Genomic DNA, 16,534 nt, shown 5'->3' with positions numbered 1-16,534 from the left:
CGAGGACGATGGCCGTGGACGACACCACCTCCCAGGACCGCACCACCTCCCGCGACCGCACCGGCCCCGGGGACCGCACCGGCGAACCCGTACTGGGCTCCCCCGCCGCCCGCCGCGAAGGGCACGCCAAGGTCACCGGCGCGGCCCGCTACGCCGCCGAACACACCCCGCCCGCCTGCGTGTACGGCCGGCCGGTACCCGCGACCGTCCCGCACGGCAGCGTCACCGGCATCGACGACAGCGAGGCCATGGCCCTGCCCGGCGCACTCGCCGTCCTCACCCACGAGAACGCGCCCCGGCTCGGCGAACCCGACGACCCCATCCTCGCCCTGCTCCAGAGCCCGCAGGTGCCGCACCGGGGCTGGTACGTGGCGCTCGCCGTCGCCGAGACCCCCGAGACGGCGCGCGAGATGGCGCAGGCGCTCCGGGTCGACTACGCGGAGGAGCCGCACGACGTGCTGCTCCGCGCCGACCACCCCGGGCTCTACCACCCCGAGGAGGCCAACGGCGGCTACCCGGCCGACCAGGAGACCGGCGACTTCGACACCGAGTACGCCGCGGCGCCGCACCAACTCGACGCCACCTACACCCTCAGCCCGCTGCACAACCACCCCATGGAGCCGCACGCCGCCACCGCCGTGTGGGAGGGCGGCCATCTGATCGCCTACGACTCCAGCCAGGGCGCCACCCTCGTCGGCACCACGCTCGCGGCGCTGTTCGGCCTCGACCCGGCACAGGTCACGGTCGTCTCCGAGCACGTGGGCGGCGGCTTCGGCTCCAAGGGCACCCCGCGCCCGCAGGCCGTGCTCGCCGCCATGGCCGCCCGGCACACCGGACGCGCCGTCAAGGTCGTCCTGCCCCGGCGCGAACTGCCCGGCGTCGTCGGCCACCGCGCCCCCACCATCCAGCGGCTGCGGCTCGGCGCCCGGGAGGACGGCACCCTGACCGCGCTCGGCCACGACGTGCTCACCCACACCGCCTCGTTCAAGGAGTTCGTGGAGCAGGCGGCCGTGCCCTCGCGCGTCATGTACGGCGCCGCGGGTATCCGCACCAGCCACCAGGTGGTCCCGCTCGACGTCCCCGCCCCCTCCTGGATGCGGGCCCCCGGCGAAGCACCCGGCATGTACGCGCTCGAATCCGCGATGGACGAGGTGGCCACAGCCCTCGGCATCGACCCGGTCGAACTGCGGCTGCGCAACATCCCCGACCGGGAGCCCGACAGCGGCAAGCCGTTCAGCAGCCACCACCTGGCCGACTGCCTGCGCGAGGGCGCCCGCCGGTTCGGCTGGGAGCGCCGCGACCCGCGCCCGGGCACCCGCCGCGACGGCGACCTGCTGCTGGGCACGGGCGTGGCCGCGGCCACCTACCCGGTCTACGTCGCTCCGTCCACCGCGTCCGTCGAGGTGCTGGGCGACGGCGCCCGGCCCGGCTACCAGGTGCGCGTCAACGCCACCGACATCGGCACCGGAGCCCGTACCGTGCTCGCCCAGATCGCCGCCGAGGAACTCGGCGTGGAACTGGACGCCGTCCGCGTCGACATCGGCAGCAGCGACCTGCCCGCTGCGTCGGTGGCCGGCGGATCCTCCGGCACCGCCTCCTGGGGCTGGGCCGTCCACAAGGCGTGCCGGGAGCTGCGCGAGTCCGGCGGCAGCATCGTCACCGTCGACACCGCCACCGACGTGCGCTCCCAGGAGGACTACGCACGGCACGCCTTCGGCGCCGTCTTCGCGGAGGTCGCGGTCGACGCCGTCACCGGGGAGGTGCGCACCCGCCGGCTGCTCGGCGTCTTCGCCGCGGGCCGCATCCTCAACGCGCGCACTGCCCGCTCCCAGTTCATCGGCGGCATGACGATGGGCCTGGGCATGGCGCTGACCGAGCAGAGCACGCTGGACGCCCGGCTCGGCGGCTTCGTCGAACGTGACCTGGCCGCCTACCACGTCCCCGCGCACGCGGACGTCCCCGACATCGACGCGCACTGGATCGAGGAGCACGACCCGCATCTCAACCCCGTCGGCGGCAAGGGCATCGGGGAGATCGGCATCGTCGGCACCCCCGCGGCCCTCGCCAACGCCGTCCACCACGCCACCGGCACCCGCCACCGCACCCTGCCCCTCACCCCGGACCGGGTGGGGGCGTGGGAGTGCGGCGGCGGGTAGCCGGCGAGGAGCCCTGGGCGCGCCCTCGCCCCCCGAGGGGGACGAGGGCGCTGTGCCTGGTCAGTCGCGGTCGTCCTCGGCCGGGGCACTGTTGCAGGCCGTGGTCCGATGAGCCTTGACCGCCTGCTCGACGATCCGCACCATGTCCTGGCGCAGCTTCCCGTAGTCCTTCCGCCACGCCTGGGCCTTGACGTACAGATTGGTGGCGTTGTCGTCGCCCGTGTTCTTGGTGCAGGGGACGACGGCGGCGGCGGCGTCCCGGGAGGACCAGCTCTGTTCGAAACCGGGGATGCGTTTGGTCTTGCCGTGGTCCGGGCCGGTGCCCACCCGGTCGGGCTTGTGCACCGAGTTGTGCTGCTCGACGGAGACCCGCAGCACCTGCTTGCCGTCCACTGTGATGCCGCACTGGGCGTTGTAGCCGAGATCTTCTCTGGTCAGCCGTTTCCAGCGGTCCGTGTAGTGGGACGCGGGAACGACCCGGTCCACCACCGACCCGGCGGCCCAGCAGGTGGTGTCCCCCGAGATGTCGGAGAACTTCTCGGCGTCATTGCGGTCCTCGCGCTGGGAGAGCGCGCCGCCCAGCGCCCCCACCGCGACCAGGGCCACGGCGAGGACGGTGAGCAGGGTGATACGGAGCGGGCGGTTCATGTGTGTGCGTTCCACTATTTCTGTACGGCCATCTGCCTGACTTGTTCGATCGAGGTGAGGAACGGCGCCGTGGACGCCACCCTGCTGTATCCGTGGGTGAAGCCGTCCTCGGAGTACAGCTCCGACCAACTCTTCGAGACGTCGATGTTGTACTCCTTCCCGATGGCCTCCAGCATCTTCTCGTTCTGCCGAACGTCACGCCCGGCCATCTCGTCGTAGATCGCGCCGGCTCTGTCCGCTGCCGGGGCGGACTTGTTGCTGCTCCAGTGCTCGGCGTCGTGGTCGTTGAGCGCTGCCCCCTCGGCCCCGATGATCAACGCCGCGGCGGTCGCTGCTCCGACGGGATGCGCGGCAAAGGGCTTCAGGACGCTGACCCCCGTCACCACGGTGCCGAAAGCGCCGTTGGTCCACAGGCGTTTGTGGAGAGTGCCCTTGTCGTATTCCTGATCCTCCACCACTGCCGGGCCGATGATGGCCTCCTGTGCGCCGGAGGCCAGTGTGCCCGCGGTCTCTCCCGAGACCTTGAGCACCTCGTGCACGATGTCCTCCGGCGGAGCGTCGTACCTCTGATTCGCGGGGACGTCCCCGCCCAGGTGATGGTCGAGTACCTGGGCCGTGTAGAGCTTCTGGCCGGCGGTGACCGCCGCATGGGCGTCCGGATCCTCCCCGAGTTGCACGAGGAACTTCGTCGCGTCACGGTGCTCCATCGCGGCCTGTTCCCCGGACATGGGGAACAGCTGCTCCTCACCCGAGCCGTCCTTCATCGCTCGGAAGAAGTCCGGCGCGTACTCGGCTGCGGCGTTCCCCAGGCCGTGGCGCATGCCGGGGTACATCGGCATCTCCGCGTTTCCGTTGTCGTCCATCTCCCCCATGCCCTTGATGAGGTCGGACATCACGTGCGCCTGGTCCGTGGTGTGCTCTGCCGGGACATGCAACGGTGCGTCCCAGGCATGGCCGGTCGTCGCGGCGCCGAGCGCGTGGCCCGTCGCCACGTGCCCGCCCTGCCAGTCCTTGTGCGGCCCGGAGTCGGGGATCGGTCCGTCGGGGAACCATTTGCGGTCCTTCAGGGCGTACTCGAAGTTCTCCTTGTCCGAGAAGAAGTCGGTCGAGGCCTCCGCGTTGTGCCCGAGGGCCTCCATGTACCCGGTGAACGGGTCCTGGCCCTGGTCGTACTCGGCGCCGAAGTTCAGATAATTCGGCGGGTTGAGGCCGTAGCTCAGCCATTTCCGCTCGGGTACGGCCTTCTCCAGATCGGAGTAGGGGCCCGGCGTCATGAACGGCTTCTCGTCGGTCTTCTTCAGCTCGGCGCCGTAGTCGTTGAGGAAGTCGGTGTCCCACTTCCCCGTCCGCATCAGGTTGCTCATCACCTGGAAGCCGTAGGGCGGGGCCGCCCGGTAGGTGCCCATGGACACGTTGGGAGGCTGCTCGCCCATCCGCTGGTAACCCAGGTCGATGACGTCGTTCTTCCATTTCGTCATGGCCGGGGAGTCGGAGTGGCTGGCCAGAGCCAGGGTGTTGCCGAGATTGTCCTGCAGGGCCGCCAGTTGCTTGTCCACCCCCTTCGGACGGTCCTTCGGGTCCGGCGGCATGGCGTCCTCGTAGTCCGGCTGGGCCGCCTTGTACCAGAGTTCCAGAACACCCTTCGCACCCTTGCGGGTGGCGAACTCCTCAGCGAATTCTGCGTTGCCGTCATTCATCGCGAAGATGCCGTTGGCCTTGGCGAGCAGCTTCGGATCCCGCTTGAAGTCCTCGTCGCCCGCCAGCTTGTACAGCGCGTCGACGTCCTTCTTGGCCTGCGCTTTCGGGGTGTCGCCGCTGAAGCCGTCGCCGTGCGGGTCGAAAGTCAGGGCCTTCTTCAGGTCCGCGTCGGCCTCGGCCGCGTCGCGGAGGGCCTTCTCGATCTTCTTGTTGAGGTCCGTGATGACCTCGTGGTACGCCTTCCTGATTCCTGAGCCGTCCTCACCGTCGGGCGGGTCGACATAGACGACGCCGTCCTTGGAGTTCAGCTTCAGGTAGTTCTTTCCGCCGCCCGTCGGCTTCTCGGACACCGTGGACTCGACGTCCACCAGGTCCTTCTTGGCGCCCTCGAACACCTTCAGGCAGCGGGACATCTCCTTCCCGAGCCACTCGGCCTGTCCGGCGGCCTCCGTGACCTGATTCTGGACGACCGTGAAGTGCTTGACCGCCGCCTTGTGGGAGTCGCCGTGCCAGCCGCTCCGTTCGGTGCTCAGCGGTTTGGTGACCGTGCGGTCGAAAGACGTGTGGACTGTTCTGAAGTCCTCGGGGAGCTTGTTCCACGCCTTCACCACCGCTTGCAGCGCGGTCAGGTTGACGTGCCGCACCGTCTGGTAGTCGAGAGTGTCGCTCATGAATCGGATCCCCTAGGACTTCGGCTCGGACGTCGAGGGCACCGTCGGCAGCGGGGGGCCGTACACCGGCTTCTCCGACGAGGGTGGCTTCAGCAGCGGATACTGGTCCGTGGAGAACGGGTACTGCGGAGTCGTGGAGAGCAGCGGCTTCCGGTTCGGGTCCAGGAGGTACTTGAGCGGATGCTCCTTCCGGTCCCGGTCCTCGGCGATCTTGTCCACCTGCTCCTTGGTGTACACATCCCCCTCCAACGTCGTCGCCGTGACGTTGCGCAGCGCCGTGGCCGTGTTCGCGAACTGCTTGCGCAGATGCTTCATCTGGCCGCGCCACATCTCCTGGAACGTCTTGAAGGCGTCGTCGCTGGCGAACCCCTTCATCGACCCGGGGACCTGTTCCATCTCCCGCATGGCGGCGTTGTCCACCTTCTGGAAGGCGGTGTCGACCTTCTCCACCTTCTTGGCCGTTGCGTCGAGTACGGAGGGCGTCACTTGGAGCCACTTTCCGTCACTCTTGCCGTCTGCGCCGTTCAACTGCATGGCGGTGGAGGACTGCTTGTCCCGCGCTTCGGCTACCAACCCGGCCCATTCCTGCTCGAATGACACGAATCCCCGCTTCCGCCGGTGAACACTGCCGATCCTCTGAGGAACTTACAAGGGAAGTGGATCGAACGTCTCCCAAATACACGTGAAGAAAGAGCGGTTGGTTCCGGAACCGTCCCGGTGCCGTTCCCATGGGCCCGTGTCGGACTCCGTGCCGCTGTGTCGGACTCGTGCACCGGTGCCGTCGTACGGCCTCATGTGCGGCCTGCGCGGGACGGCGGGCCGGTGCGCGAGGTCTCCGGGGCGGGTGCGGGAGGGCGGGATGCTCGTCGTCCGTCGCGGGTGGGGCGCTGCCGGGCCGGTGTCCGTCCAGAGCCGGACCGCTGTGCGGCCGGACTCGAACGACCCGGGTCGGCTCCGCGTGCGACCGGCTGTGGGCACTCCTACGGTGAGAAGGGACGGATGCGCGGCGAGGAGATGCCGTGCGGTGCGGCGAACGCCGGGTGTCGGCATGGCTCGGGCGCCGCACGGCGGAACCGGCGGACCGGCGGAACCGCGATACGCGGTGACCGCGGGACGAGGTGGCGGACATGCCCGAACTCCCGGACGTCGAGAGTTTCCGGAAGGTCCTGGCCGACTGCGCCCGGGGCCGGACGATCCGGCGGGTCGAGGTACGCGACTCCGGCGTCCTGCACGGCACCAGCGCACGACGGCTCAGCCGCGACCTGGCGGGACGGGAGGTGCGGGAGCCCGAGCGGTACGGCAAGTGGCTCCTCGTGCACACCGACGGCCCCACTCTCCTGCTCCACTTCGGCATGACCGGCCGCCTCGTCTGCGCCGACGCGGACGATCCGCCGCACCGCCACGACCGGATCCTGTTCACCCTCGGTGACACCCGCCGACCGCACCAGCTCCGCTACCGGGACCAGCGCAAACTCAAGGGACTCTGGTACGCGGACGACCCCGAGGCCGCCCGTCGCCTCGACGAGCTGGGCCCCGACGCACTGACCGTCTCCCGGGCGGACCTCGACGCCGCCCTCGCCGCCCGCCGCGGTCACCTCAAGTCCGCGCTCCTCGACCAGTCCTTCCTCGCCGGGCTCGGCAACCTGCTCACCGACGAGATCCTGTGGCAGGCCCGGCTGCACCCCGCCCGCACCACCCGCTCCCTCACCGAGGACGAGCGCGCAGCACTGCACAGGACGTTGCGCCGCGTGCTGCGCACCTCCGTCCGCGCCGGGCACGTCCCGCCCCGTGACACCTGGCTGACCGGCCGCCGCGACGCCCCCGGCGGAGCCCCCTGCCCCCGCTGCGGCACCCGGCTCCGCACCGCCCCGGTCGCCGGGCGGACCACGCTCTGGTGCCCGCGCTGTCAGCCCGAGCCGTCCCCGTAGCGGGCGGCGCCTCGGGCGCGGGCATCGGGGTGCGGGTGGCGTCCGGGCACGGGCACGGGCACGGGCACGAGCACGGACGCAGGCGCAGGCGGGGAACCGGCCGCGCCCTGCGCCGGTCAGGTGGCGGTCATGAGTTCTCCGTCTTCGTTTCCGTCGTCGCTTCCGATTCCGTCTCCCGGGTGCGGGCCTGATGCCGACGGGCTTTGAGCCGGTTCCCGCAGGTCTTCATCGAGCACCACCGTGCGGTGTTGGCGCGGCTGCGGTCCAGGAGGAAGAGGCGGCAGTCAGGGTTTCCGCACGGCCGCAGCCGGCCGGGCAGGCGCTCTTTGACGTCCGCCCAGGCGAGTACGAGCTCCACGGCCGTCCTGCGTTCCGGCGGCATCTCCACGTGCCACTCGAGCCCGGAGGGGCCGGGCCGCGGGACCTTGCGGACGCCGGCCAGGATCCGGCGCAGCCGCGGCTCCGCGGGCGCGCCGGACTCCACCGCCTGGAGCGCGTCCCGCGCGGTGCGCAGCCACCGGCGCTCCGCGTCGCCGCCGTGGCCCCCGTGCTCCCGTGCCCACCTGTCCAGCTCGTGATCGTCGCGCCACAGGTCCCGGCGTCGGCCGTCCACGACAGGGGTGCTGTTCAGCGCCTGCATCAGAGCTTGGTCGTCCAGCACGGCAGCCACCTTCCCCACTTGGTTCGTCTAACCCCATCAAGCTATTTGACAGGTTACTCCATGCGCTGTGTACTGGCGCTCATCTGTAACTGCCATGAGACCTCGAAGGGGTTAGTAATGGTTGAGATCCGCCACCACTACGCGACCGTGCGGGGACACCGGCTCTTCTACCGGGAAGCGGGACCGCGCGAGGCGCCCACGCTCGTCCTCCTGCACGGCTTTCCCACCAGCTCCCGCATGTTCCGCCACCTCATCCCGGCGCTGGCCGACCGGTTCCACGTCATCGCCCCCGACCACCTCGGCTTCGGCAACTCCGACGCCCCGCCCGCCGATGCCTTCACCTACACCTTCGACTCCCTGACCGACCTCACCGAAGCCCTCCTGGCCCAGCTCGGCGTCACCCGCTACGCCGTCTACGTCCAGGACTACGGCGCCCCCATCGGCTGGCGGCTGGCCCTGCGCACCCCGGACGCGGTCACCGCCGTGATCACGCAGAACGGCAACGCCTACGACGACGGCTTCGTACCGGACTTCTGGGAGCCCGTCTGGGCGTACTGCGAGGATCCGGGCCCCCGCACCGAACCCGCCGCCCGCGCGGCGCTCTCCCTCGACGCCATCCGCTGGCAGTACCTGCACGGAGTGGACCGCCCCGAACTTGTCGACCCCGACACCTGGGCCGCCGACCACCGCGAGGTCAACCGACCGGGCCTCGACCTCGTACAGCTCGCCCTGTTCCGCGACTACGCGAGCAACCCGCCCCGCTACCCCCGCGTGCACGCCTGGTTCCGGGAGCGGCAAGTCCCCCTGCTGGCCGTCTGGGGCGCCGGCGACGAGATCTTCGGCCCGGACGGCGCACGGGCCTTCGCCCGGGACCTGCCGGACGCGGAGATCCATCTGATCCCCGGTGGCGGACACTTCCTCCTGGAGAGCCACCTGGACACCGTGGCCGGATACATCCGCGCCTTCCTCACCGGTCCCGCGGCCCTCACCGGCTCCGCGGCACCGGCGTCGAAGGGCGCGGAGCCCTCCGCGGACGGATGACCGCGCAACGCCCCGCAGAGCCGGAGCCGGTGGGACGGGCCAGGGAGGCGCGAAGAGGCGCCGGGGCCCTGGCTGCCCACGTCGCTCTCCCGTAGCCCGCTCCCCGGGAAACCGGGGAGCCGGGAAACCCGGAAACCCGGAAACCGGGGAGCCGGGGAGCCGGGAGCGGACGACGGCAGTCGGCTCACAGCCGCGTCGCGACCTCGACAGCCGTGCCGATCCCTCCCATGACGAAGAAGATCCCACCGACGATCCGCAGCGTCCGGGGCCCGATGCCCCCGCCCAGCCCCGTCACATGGCGCTCGACGCGGAGGTACACGTAGTCGGCAGCCCCCCTGATGTTGAACGCGAGAATCCCGCCCAAGACGAAGAGGCACGCCGGGTACACCACGCCCCCCGAGTCCGGCGGCGGAACCTCTGCCGTGCCGATCACTCCAAACCCTCCCCACACCGTCGGCACCCACTCACCGCTCACACCATGGTGAAGCACTCCCCCGGCCCCACAGACGCGACGGGGAAGGGGGCCGCTTCACTTCCCACCGCGCCTACGCGGCTACCTCGTCCGCTTCCCGCTCGTACGACGACCATGCCCCGCGGTGCAGGTGGCGGCGCCTGCTGCCGGACCGGCCGGAGAGGATGAGCGACCCGCGCCGGGAGCACTCCCTCCAGCTCCTCGCGGTGATCAACGCCTGGCCCGCTCCGGAGAGCCTGGCCCCGACGGTCAACTGGTCCATCGAGGCCGTGCGCGTCCGAACAGAACGGAAATGGGCCGAGGAGCGTCGGCGCGGGGGCGGAACACCGCCGCATACGATCGGCAGGTGAACGACATCGCCATCCTGCACGCGGGCGCGACGCCATCCGCTCCCGCACTCGTACTGCGTCCCTGGCGAGAGGAGGACGTTGCTGCCCTCATCGAGGTGTTCCGGGATCCCGCACTGCGCCACTGGACCGACTCGGCCGTCGAGAACGAGGGCGACGCGATGCAGTGGGTGCGGCGCCAGGAGCGAGGCTGGACAGCGGGGAACCGGTTCGGGTTCGCGGTTCTCGAAGCGCAACCCGGTGCGCCGCAAGGCCGGTTGGCGGGCCAAGTGGTCCTCAAGGAGGTGGCGTCCGGCAAACCGTCGGCCGAGGTGGGCTACTGGACCGCGGCGCATGCCCGTGGGCGCGGAGTGGCGCCGCGCGCTGTGGAGGCGCTCACCGGCTGGGCCTTCGACGTCGTGGGAGCCGGCGCGCTGGAGCAGTTGGAACTCCTGCACCAAGTGGACAACCCGGCATCGTGCCGCGTCGCAGACAAGAGCCGGTACGGCCTCGACGCAGTCCTGCCCCCGGCGCCGCCGTCCTTTCCCCGCGAAGGGCATCTGCACATACGGCGCAGGGATTCCTGAGATCCCCCGGCAAGCCGCGCAAGCCGCGGGGCCTCGGGGCGTTCGACAAAGCCGCCGTTCTCAGAAGGGACCCGGCGCGGACCAAGACGACGAGGCGGGGTGCAGTGCTCACACGCCAGCGGTACTGCGCGGAATCGGGGAGCTGTAGGACCAGCGCGCGTGCCGCGGCCGGGCTGCCCGCACCGCGGTGACCTCGTCCGGACCTCGGCCGTGGAGGGGGCCGGCTCGATCGGATGCGCAGTTCGCAGGTGGATCCGGTGCCCGGCGGGAAAGCCTGCTCGGCCCTCTTGCCGCGCCCTGCCGTGGATCGGCGCGGACGAGCGGTCAGAGGGTCCAACCGGACAGGGGAACAGGGGAACAGGGGAACAGGGGAAAATCATGCGGAGGCGGTTGCGGAAGCTGTCCGTGGACGGACGAGAGTTCACCTGGTCGGGCCGCATCCTTCATATGACCGGCGAGCGCGACTGTCACAGATGCGTCCGGCTCCGCATCTGGGGCGCAGGAAAGAACAGCCGGGTCCTCCAGGCGGATCTGTTGTCCAGGGCGGTCCTGCCGTGGGGCTGTGCGACCGACTCCGAATATCCCCGCCCAGGCGACGTGCGAAAGGTCATCGAATATGCCCTGTCGCACGGTTGGGATCCCGTCCCAGCCGGTGGGACATTCTTTCTGAGCGAGGCCGAACTCGGATCCGCGTTTGAGTCGGACCGCTTCCTGCTCACCGACCGCCTCACGGACGCAGCAGCACCGGACCCGACCACACGGGTGCTGCGCGCCTTCGCCGACGGCGGCACCGGCTTTCGCGGCACCGGCTCTCCCGGCACGGGGTCTCCCGGAACCGGCTCTCCCGGCACGGGGTCTCCCGGCACGGGGTCTCCCGGAACCGGCTCTCCCGGCACGGGGTCTCCCGGCACGGGGTCTCCCGGAACCGGCTCTCCCGGAACCGGCTCTCCCGGCACGGGGTCTCCCGGCACCGGGTCTCGCGGTGCCGGCTCTTCCGATGCCGGCGCCCAAGATGTCGTCTGAGGACCGACCGGGCTCCACAGCTCCGGCTCGGGACCGCGGGAGCCCCAAGTTGTAGAGTGCTCTCTTCGCCAGGTCCCCTGCGCGGAGTCCCACCGGCAGGTCGCTTCATGTCCTTTCCTCCCGACTCCGATCCGTACACCGTGTGGCGGCACGCGTTGGCGGAGGCCGACCGGGTCTTCGCCCCGCCTCCCGAGCTCGACCGTCCGGTGGACGGCTGTACGTACTGCACCCCGGAATCGGAGCTGCACATCCTCGGTGGCGATCCCGCTGCCGTGCCGGACGATCTCCTCGGGCATTTCCTGCGGGAGGTCCCCAGCCACTGGGAGGCGGACCAGTACCCCGTCCTGTGGCGTCGCCTCATGCCCCGCGCGCTGCGCTACTGGGGACCGGGAGGGCACGGCGCAGATCCCTCCCAGGAGCTCGGTCATCTCGGCCGACTCGGTGCCGGATTCGCCGACTGGCCTGCGCCCGAACGTGCCGCTGCAGAGCAGGCATTCCGCGCGCTGCTGGCCATCGCCCTGGTCGACGGTCGTCCCCCTTCGGACCTCACCGAACTCATCGAGGGAATCGCGCACGCGACGGAGGGCGTGGAGCCATGGTTGGCTCACCTTGCCGGGCTCTCCGGACCAGAGGCGGATGCCGGGCTCGTCCGTCTCACTCTCGACTGGGCGACCGAGCTCCTCTGGGAGGAACTCGAGTTCACGTGGTGGCACGAGGGCGATCCCCAGGTGATTGCCGCCTGGCTCCCCACTCAGCGGTCCCGCATCGCCGCCTTTGCCCGGCGTCATCCGCGCTGCAAGACCGCGGCGGACGCGCTGATCGCGGTCGACCGCCTCCAGGCCGGTGACCACAGCCCATGGCTGTACCCGTACGGGATGAACGAGCTGCTCAGCCTGGTCCCATGAAGCCGAGCGCGGAGCACCCGCGGCACGTCGTCCGACCGTGTTGTCGGCGCCGGGTGCGACGGGATGGCCGGATGAGCTGATGTGCCAGGCCGCTCGAGGGAGTGCTGGGGCCGCTCAGAGTCGCGCTCCAGGAGTGACCCTGGCACCTCGGGCTGCCCGGATCCCGGATCCCGGATCCTGGACTGCCCGGCGCTGAGGTCAGCTACGGCTCCCGGCGGTAGTGGAACGGTTCGTGCGCCCGCATGCGTCGTCCCTCTCCAGGGCACGGTGGCTGTGCCCCGGAAAGGGGAACCGGATGGATACGGGTGGCTTCGCCAAGTGGACAAGGCGGTTCGAGGACGAGCACGCGCGCCGGCAGGCGCTGGGCGATCCGGACTGGGAGCAGGGCGCGACGCTGCATTCGGCGGTGTGGACCAGCATCCAGCGCTTCCAGGTCGGCGAGGACGGTGACGGTGCCAACCTGATCGACAAAGCGGACCAGGCCGGCGATCCCGACTACGGGCAGGCGGTGCGGCTCTTCATAGCCGAGGAACAGAACCACGCCCGTCTCCTCGCCCGGCTGCTGACGGCGGGGGGCGTGGCGACGCTGCCCGGACACTGGAGCGACGTCGTCTTCGTACGGTTGCGGCGTCTGATGGGTCTCCGTACCGAACTGCTGATGCTGATGATCGCGGAAGTGGTGGCGCTGCGCTACTACCGCGTCCTCCGCGACGGCACCGACGACGCGCTCACCACGGAGGTGGCGGGGCGGATCCTGGCCGACGAGCAGCGCCACGTCCCCTTCCACTGTGAACGGCTGCACGCCTCCCTGGCGGAGCTGTCCCGCCCCGCGCGCCGCCCGACGATGGCCCTGTGGCGACTTCTGCTGCTCGCGGTCTCTCTCGTCGTCGCCGCCGACCACGGCTCGGCACTGCGCCGACTCGGCCTCAAGCGGCTGCGATTCGTCGCCGACGTCATGGCCTCGTCCCACACGGTGGTCTCCGCGGTGCTGGCGCCGCGCCCGGATGCCTGGACGAACGCGGGCTGACAACAGCTACGACCGTGGGTGGGATTGAGTCCGAGGCGTGCCGGCCTCTCCATGGGGGGTTCCGTCCCACTGCCACTCGGTGCGTCGGGGCCTGCCGGGCAGCGGGATCCGTCCGGTACACCACAGCAGGGCGTCGAACGGGCTGCTGTCGGCCGGTGCATCGGGGAACAGCCGGGTGAGTGCGGCACTGACCGGCCCTTCGGGTGGGGTCCAGGGACGCTCGAGAGCGCGGGTGATGTCGTAGGTGTGGAGGAGCAGTTCGGTGATCCCCATGGCGGCGAACCCGGCGGCGTCGGAGTGTCCCCATGGATGCCATGCGCGCACCTGGGCGGCCGTGTCGCGGACGGTCGAGGTGAGGAAGGACGCCGCGACACCGACCCCCTCCAAACAGGCGGGGACGGGGGCAGCGGGGTCGAGCGAGGCGAAGAGTGTGATGTAGCGGTCCCGGGGCCGGGCGATGAGCAGGCCGGCGTAGCCGGTCAGGCCGAGGGCGAGGTGGTCGAGGGTCTCCCGGCAGGTCCAGTCGAGGCCGTGCGCCGGGCGTGACCAGTCCTGATCGGCGGTGGGGAGGAGGGCCGCCAGGCTGCTGTCGGCAGCGGCCGACAGCAGTTCCGTCCAGGGCGCGGTGGTGGCGGGAGTCGTCGGATCGGGGGTGGCTGCCGGAGTTCTGGTCACTGGTCCGCCGGCTTCCTCAGGGCCTCGATCACGCTCGCGAAGCTGTCCGCGCCGTGGCCCGCGGCTCTGGCCCGCTCCATGATGGACTTCAGCAGCTCGGGCAGGGCGTTGTCGACGCCCCGGGACGCGGCCGCGTGGAGAAGGTGTTCGATGGCCGTGATCTGCACGTCGACGGTCGCATCGTCGCCCGGGTAGCGGCCGGCGTCCACCTGCGGCGCGTAGGTGGCGAGGAAACCGGCCACGGCGGTCAGCCAGCGGATCGCGATCGGGGTGAACGCCGTGGCCGGTGTCTTCTCCGCGCCGACCAGCGCGGTGCCGTGCAGCCAGCCGGTCATGGTGGACCACATGAGTCCGAGCAGGGCAGCGTCGTAGAGAGAGGCCATGCCGGGGTCGTCGGACAGATGCAGGGGATCGCCCAGGACCGCCAGAGTCGGGCGGTGGGCCTCGAAGACGGCGGGCGGACCGCTGTAGAGGAACATCATCTCGGGGCTGCCGACGCCGGGCGGGGTGGTCATGATCGCGCCGTCGAGGTAGTCGGCGCCATGGGACCGGGCCCACACCGCCATCTCCTGGGCCTGCTCCGGCGAGCCGGAAGTGAGGTTGACCAGGACCTTGCCGGTGAGGTCGGCGGCGGCGGGTTCGAGAACGGAGTGCAGCGCCTCGTAGTCCAGTACGCAGGCGAGGATCAGCGGGCTCACCCTGATCGCCTCCTGTGGCGTCGTCGCCGGGTGGGCTCCCCGCTCTGCCAGCGGCCGGGTCTTGTCGGCGGAGCGGTTCCACACGGTGGTCGGGTGGCCGCGGTCCAGCAGCGCGGCGGCCAGCGCCGAGCCCATCGAGCCCAGCCCGATGACCGTGACGGTCTGGTGTTCAGCGTTCAACTCACAACTCCTTGTCCATCCGCTCGCAGCGGTTGCTCACTCACCTGCCACGCTCGCAGCGCGTGGCGGCCAGGAGGAGTGACACCGGTGACAGTCATCACCGAATTCCTGCCATACGCTGTGAGGCATGAGTGCCGGCACCGTGGCCGTGGTGGTGACCGAGGAGATCAGGCTCGACTCCTGGGACCTGTATGAACTGAGCATCCCTTGTACCGTCTTCGGCCAGCCGCAGTCCGACCTGGCCGACCCCTGGTACGACCTCATGCTGTGCGGCACGGGAGCGGGTGAGCGGCCCCTGCACGCCGCCACCGGCACCGGGTTCGCGCTGCGGACCGACTACGGCCTCGACGACCTGGCCGGGGCCGACACGGTCATCGTGCCCTCGGTGCCCGACCCCTGTGTCGAGGAGGGCAGGCCACTGCCGGAGGCGCTGGTCCCGGCCCTGCGCCGGGCCTACGAAGCAGGCGCCCGCATGGTCTCCCTGTGCACCGGCGCCTTCGCGCTCGCCGAGGCCGGACTGCTCGACGGGCGGCGCGCCACGGCCCATTGGCTGCACACCGCCCAGCTCGCCGAGCGCTACCCGAAGGTGCAAGTCGACGACTCGGTGCTGTACGTGGACGACGGCGACGTGCTCACCAGCGCCGGCCTGAGCGCCGGGCTCGACCTGTGCCTCCATCTGGTGCGTCGCGACCTCGGCGCCCGAGTCGCGAACCGGTTGGCGCGCCGCATGGTGGTGCCCGCTCACCGGCCCGGCGGCCAGGCGCAGTTCATCGACCTGTCGGTGCCCGCGACCGACGACGACTCACTCGCCCCCGTGCTGGACTGGGCCCGCTCCCACCTGGACCGGCCGCTCACCGTAGGGGACCTGGCGCGGCGGGCCGCGATGAGCCCCCGCACGTTCTACCGGCGGCTCCAGGAGGCCACGGGGTCGACCCCGCTGCAGTGGCTGCTCACTCAACGCCTCCGGCGGGCCCAGGCCCTGCTGGAATCGACCGGCCTCCCCATGGAGAAGATCGGCGAACTCAGCGGTCTGGGCACGGCCAACAACCTCCGGTACCACTTCCTCAACCACATCGGCGTGTCACCGAGCGAGTACCGTCGGGCCTTTCCCCGGACCGTTTCCGAAGCCGAGCCCGGCTCGGAGCGATGAACGACACCTTGGGCCCGGCCCTGGTCGCCCGGCCGGCGGCGGCCTGACCGCGTTCTGGGAGAACGACCTCGTGCAATTGCGTTGGCCCTCGACGGGCGGGAGCCGTCCCGTTGGTCGAGGCCCAGCAGCCGGCGACCACGGCATTCGTACGTGGTGCGGTGCTCCGCTCTCACCGGACCGACGATGCCGCGCAGGAACCGGGGCAGACTGCCGGACCTCCGAGCCGTCACCCCGGAACCGGGCCACCCCCGCCCGCCGGCATCGCCTGAGGCATGTCGGCGACCCGCTGGCTGCGGACCACCGACAGGACGGTCGGAGACGCCTCACAGAAGATCAACGACGCGCCACCTCGGAGCACCGTCGGCGTCCAGGACGGACGGCCGCTGTCCCGCACGGTCGGCCGCGTCCGGCACGATGACGCTTTCTGCGGACCGTGGAGGGTACGAGCGCACCCATGATGCTGTGGGGGAAACGCGCAGGCGCGGCGGTGGCATACGGGGCGCTCACCGGGGTGGTGTCACTCCTGTGGGAGGACACCTGGTCGGACAGCGTGACGTTCGGTATCAGCATGGCCGTGCTGATGCTCGGTGTCGCTGTGGCGATGGACATCCGAAAGCGCGCGGGTAAGGACTGACGTACCGCCTCCGGCCACGCCTCCAGGGGCACGCTCAACGACACGATGGTCCGG

General features: G+C 70.7%; 16 protein-coding genes. 9 read left to right on the top strand and 7 right to left on the bottom strand.

Annotation, left to right across the window (positions count from 1 at the left end):
* The first annotated feature begins 8 nt into the window (after positions 1 to 8).
* Positions 9 to 2,156 carry a xanthine dehydrogenase family protein molybdopterin-binding subunit gene (locus tag ACFYNS_RS09240; protein WP_388601795.1) on the top strand — a complete coding sequence of 716 codons (2,148 nt, stop codon included), beginning with the start codon at positions 9 to 11 and terminating at the stop codon, positions 2,154 to 2,156.
* 60 nt (positions 2,157 to 2,216) lie between these two features.
* Here ACFYNS_RS09240 and ACFYNS_RS09235 read toward each other — a convergent pair whose 3' ends face one another.
* From ACFYNS_RS09235 to ACFYNS_RS09225, 3 genes are read right to left on the bottom strand one after another with little or no spacing between them, the layout of a single operon-like run.
* The gene (locus tag ACFYNS_RS09235; RefSeq protein WP_388601794.1) at positions 2,217 to 2,804 is read right to left on the bottom strand and encodes a hypothetical protein; all 588 of its coding nucleotides are present in this window, start codon (positions 2,802 to 2,804) and stop codon (positions 2,217 to 2,219) included.
* Positions 2,805 to 2,818: 14 nt separating this feature from the next.
* Entirely contained in the window at positions 2,819 to 5,173 is a 2,355-nt protein-coding gene (locus ACFYNS_RS09230) for a hypothetical protein (RefSeq protein ID WP_360289950.1), read from the bottom strand.
* 12 nt (positions 5,174 to 5,185) lie between these two features.
* On the bottom strand, positions 5,186 to 5,773 hold the full coding sequence (locus ACFYNS_RS09225; RefSeq protein WP_360289952.1) for a WXG100 family type VII secretion target: 588 nt from the start codon (positions 5,771 to 5,773) through the stop codon (positions 5,186 to 5,188).
* Positions 5,774 to 6,300: 527 nt separating this feature from the next.
* On the opposite strand from ACFYNS_RS09225, the gene ACFYNS_RS09220 reads away from it, so the two are divergent.
* Positions 6,301 to 7,101: an Fpg/Nei family DNA glycosylase gene (locus ACFYNS_RS09220; RefSeq protein ID WP_388601792.1), complete on the top strand. Its 801-nt coding sequence runs from the start codon at positions 6,301 to 6,303 to the stop codon at positions 7,099 to 7,101.
* A gap of 127 nt (positions 7,102 to 7,228) precedes the next feature.
* On the opposite strand, the gene ACFYNS_RS09215 is transcribed toward ACFYNS_RS09220, so the two are convergent.
* On the bottom strand, positions 7,229 to 7,762 hold the full coding sequence (locus ACFYNS_RS09215; RefSeq protein ID WP_360289956.1) for a CGNR zinc finger domain-containing protein: 534 nt from the start codon (positions 7,760 to 7,762) through the stop codon (positions 7,229 to 7,231).
* Positions 7,763 to 7,879: 117 nt separating this feature from the next.
* On the opposite strand from ACFYNS_RS09215, the gene ACFYNS_RS09210 reads away from it, so the two are divergent.
* A complete protein-coding gene (locus ACFYNS_RS09210; RefSeq protein WP_360289958.1) occupies positions 7,880 to 8,803 on the top strand; it encodes an alpha/beta hydrolase in 924 nt (307 codons plus the stop codon).
* A gap of 184 nt (positions 8,804 to 8,987) precedes the next feature.
* On the opposite strand, the gene ACFYNS_RS09205 is transcribed toward ACFYNS_RS09210, so the two are convergent.
* Positions 8,988 to 9,278, bottom strand: a complete 291-nt coding sequence (locus tag ACFYNS_RS09205; RefSeq protein WP_360289960.1) for a hypothetical protein — start codon at positions 9,276 to 9,278, stop codon at positions 8,988 to 8,990.
* Between the two features lie 161 nt (positions 9,279 to 9,439).
* Here ACFYNS_RS09205 and ACFYNS_RS09200 point away from each other — a divergent pair, with 161 nt between their 5' ends.
* The 4 genes from ACFYNS_RS09200 to ACFYNS_RS09185 all read left to right on the top strand — a co-directional run bounded on the left by ACFYNS_RS09200 (position 9,440) and on the right by ACFYNS_RS09185 (position 13,143).
* A complete protein-coding gene (locus ACFYNS_RS09200) occupies positions 9,440 to 9,625 on the top strand; it encodes a hypothetical protein (RefSeq protein ID WP_360289962.1) in 186 nt (61 codons plus the stop codon).
* A complete protein-coding gene (locus ACFYNS_RS09195) occupies positions 9,622 to 10,188 on the top strand; it encodes a GNAT family N-acetyltransferase (RefSeq protein WP_360289964.1) in 567 nt (188 codons plus the stop codon). The genes ACFYNS_RS09200 and ACFYNS_RS09195 overlap by 4 nt, the downstream gene beginning before the upstream one ends.
* A 1,130-nt stretch (positions 10,189 to 11,318) precedes the next feature.
* Entirely contained in the window at positions 11,319 to 12,116 is a 798-nt protein-coding gene (locus ACFYNS_RS09190) for a hypothetical protein (protein WP_388601787.1), read from the top strand.
* A 295-nt stretch (positions 12,117 to 12,411) separates the two neighbouring features.
* Entirely contained in the window at positions 12,412 to 13,143 is a 732-nt protein-coding gene (locus ACFYNS_RS09185) for a ferritin-like domain-containing protein (protein ID WP_388601785.1), read from the top strand.
* Between the two features lie 6 nt (positions 13,144 to 13,149).
* Here ACFYNS_RS09185 and ACFYNS_RS09180 read toward each other — a convergent pair whose 3' ends face one another.
* Both ACFYNS_RS09180 and ACFYNS_RS09175 read right to left on the bottom strand, forming a co-directional pair.
* On the bottom strand, positions 13,150 to 13,818 hold the full coding sequence (locus ACFYNS_RS09180; protein ID WP_388601784.1) for a maleylpyruvate isomerase N-terminal domain-containing protein: 669 nt from the start codon (positions 13,816 to 13,818) through the stop codon (positions 13,150 to 13,152).
* On the bottom strand, positions 13,815 to 14,696 hold the full coding sequence (locus tag ACFYNS_RS09175; RefSeq protein WP_388601782.1) for an NAD(P)-dependent oxidoreductase: 882 nt from the start codon (positions 14,694 to 14,696) through the stop codon (positions 13,815 to 13,817). Before ACFYNS_RS09175 ends, ACFYNS_RS09180 begins: the two co-directional genes overlap by 4 nt.
* A gap of 127 nt (positions 14,697 to 14,823) precedes the next feature.
* Between ACFYNS_RS09175 and ACFYNS_RS09170 the strand changes: the two genes are divergently transcribed.
* Together ACFYNS_RS09170 and ACFYNS_RS09165 are read left to right on the top strand one after the other, a co-directional pair.
* Positions 14,824 to 15,846, top strand: a complete 1,023-nt coding sequence (locus tag ACFYNS_RS09170) for a GlxA family transcriptional regulator (protein ID WP_388601779.1) — start codon at positions 14,824 to 14,826, stop codon at positions 15,844 to 15,846.
* A 454-nt stretch (positions 15,847 to 16,300) separates the two neighbouring features.
* Positions 16,301 to 16,480 carry a hypothetical protein gene (locus ACFYNS_RS09165; RefSeq protein ID WP_360289975.1) on the top strand — a complete coding sequence of 60 codons (180 nt, stop codon included), beginning with the start codon at positions 16,301 to 16,303 and terminating at the stop codon, positions 16,478 to 16,480.
* Positions 16,481 to 16,534: the final 54 nt, after the last annotated feature.

The organism is Streptomyces sp. NPDC006925 (assembly GCF_042869575.1).
In the GTDB taxonomy this organism is placed as follows: domain Bacteria; phylum Actinomycetota; class Actinomycetes; order Streptomycetales; family Streptomycetaceae; genus Streptomyces.
The sequence above is the reverse complement of the archived record's forward strand: the minus strand, read 5'-3'. Positions and strand labels throughout refer to the sequence as shown.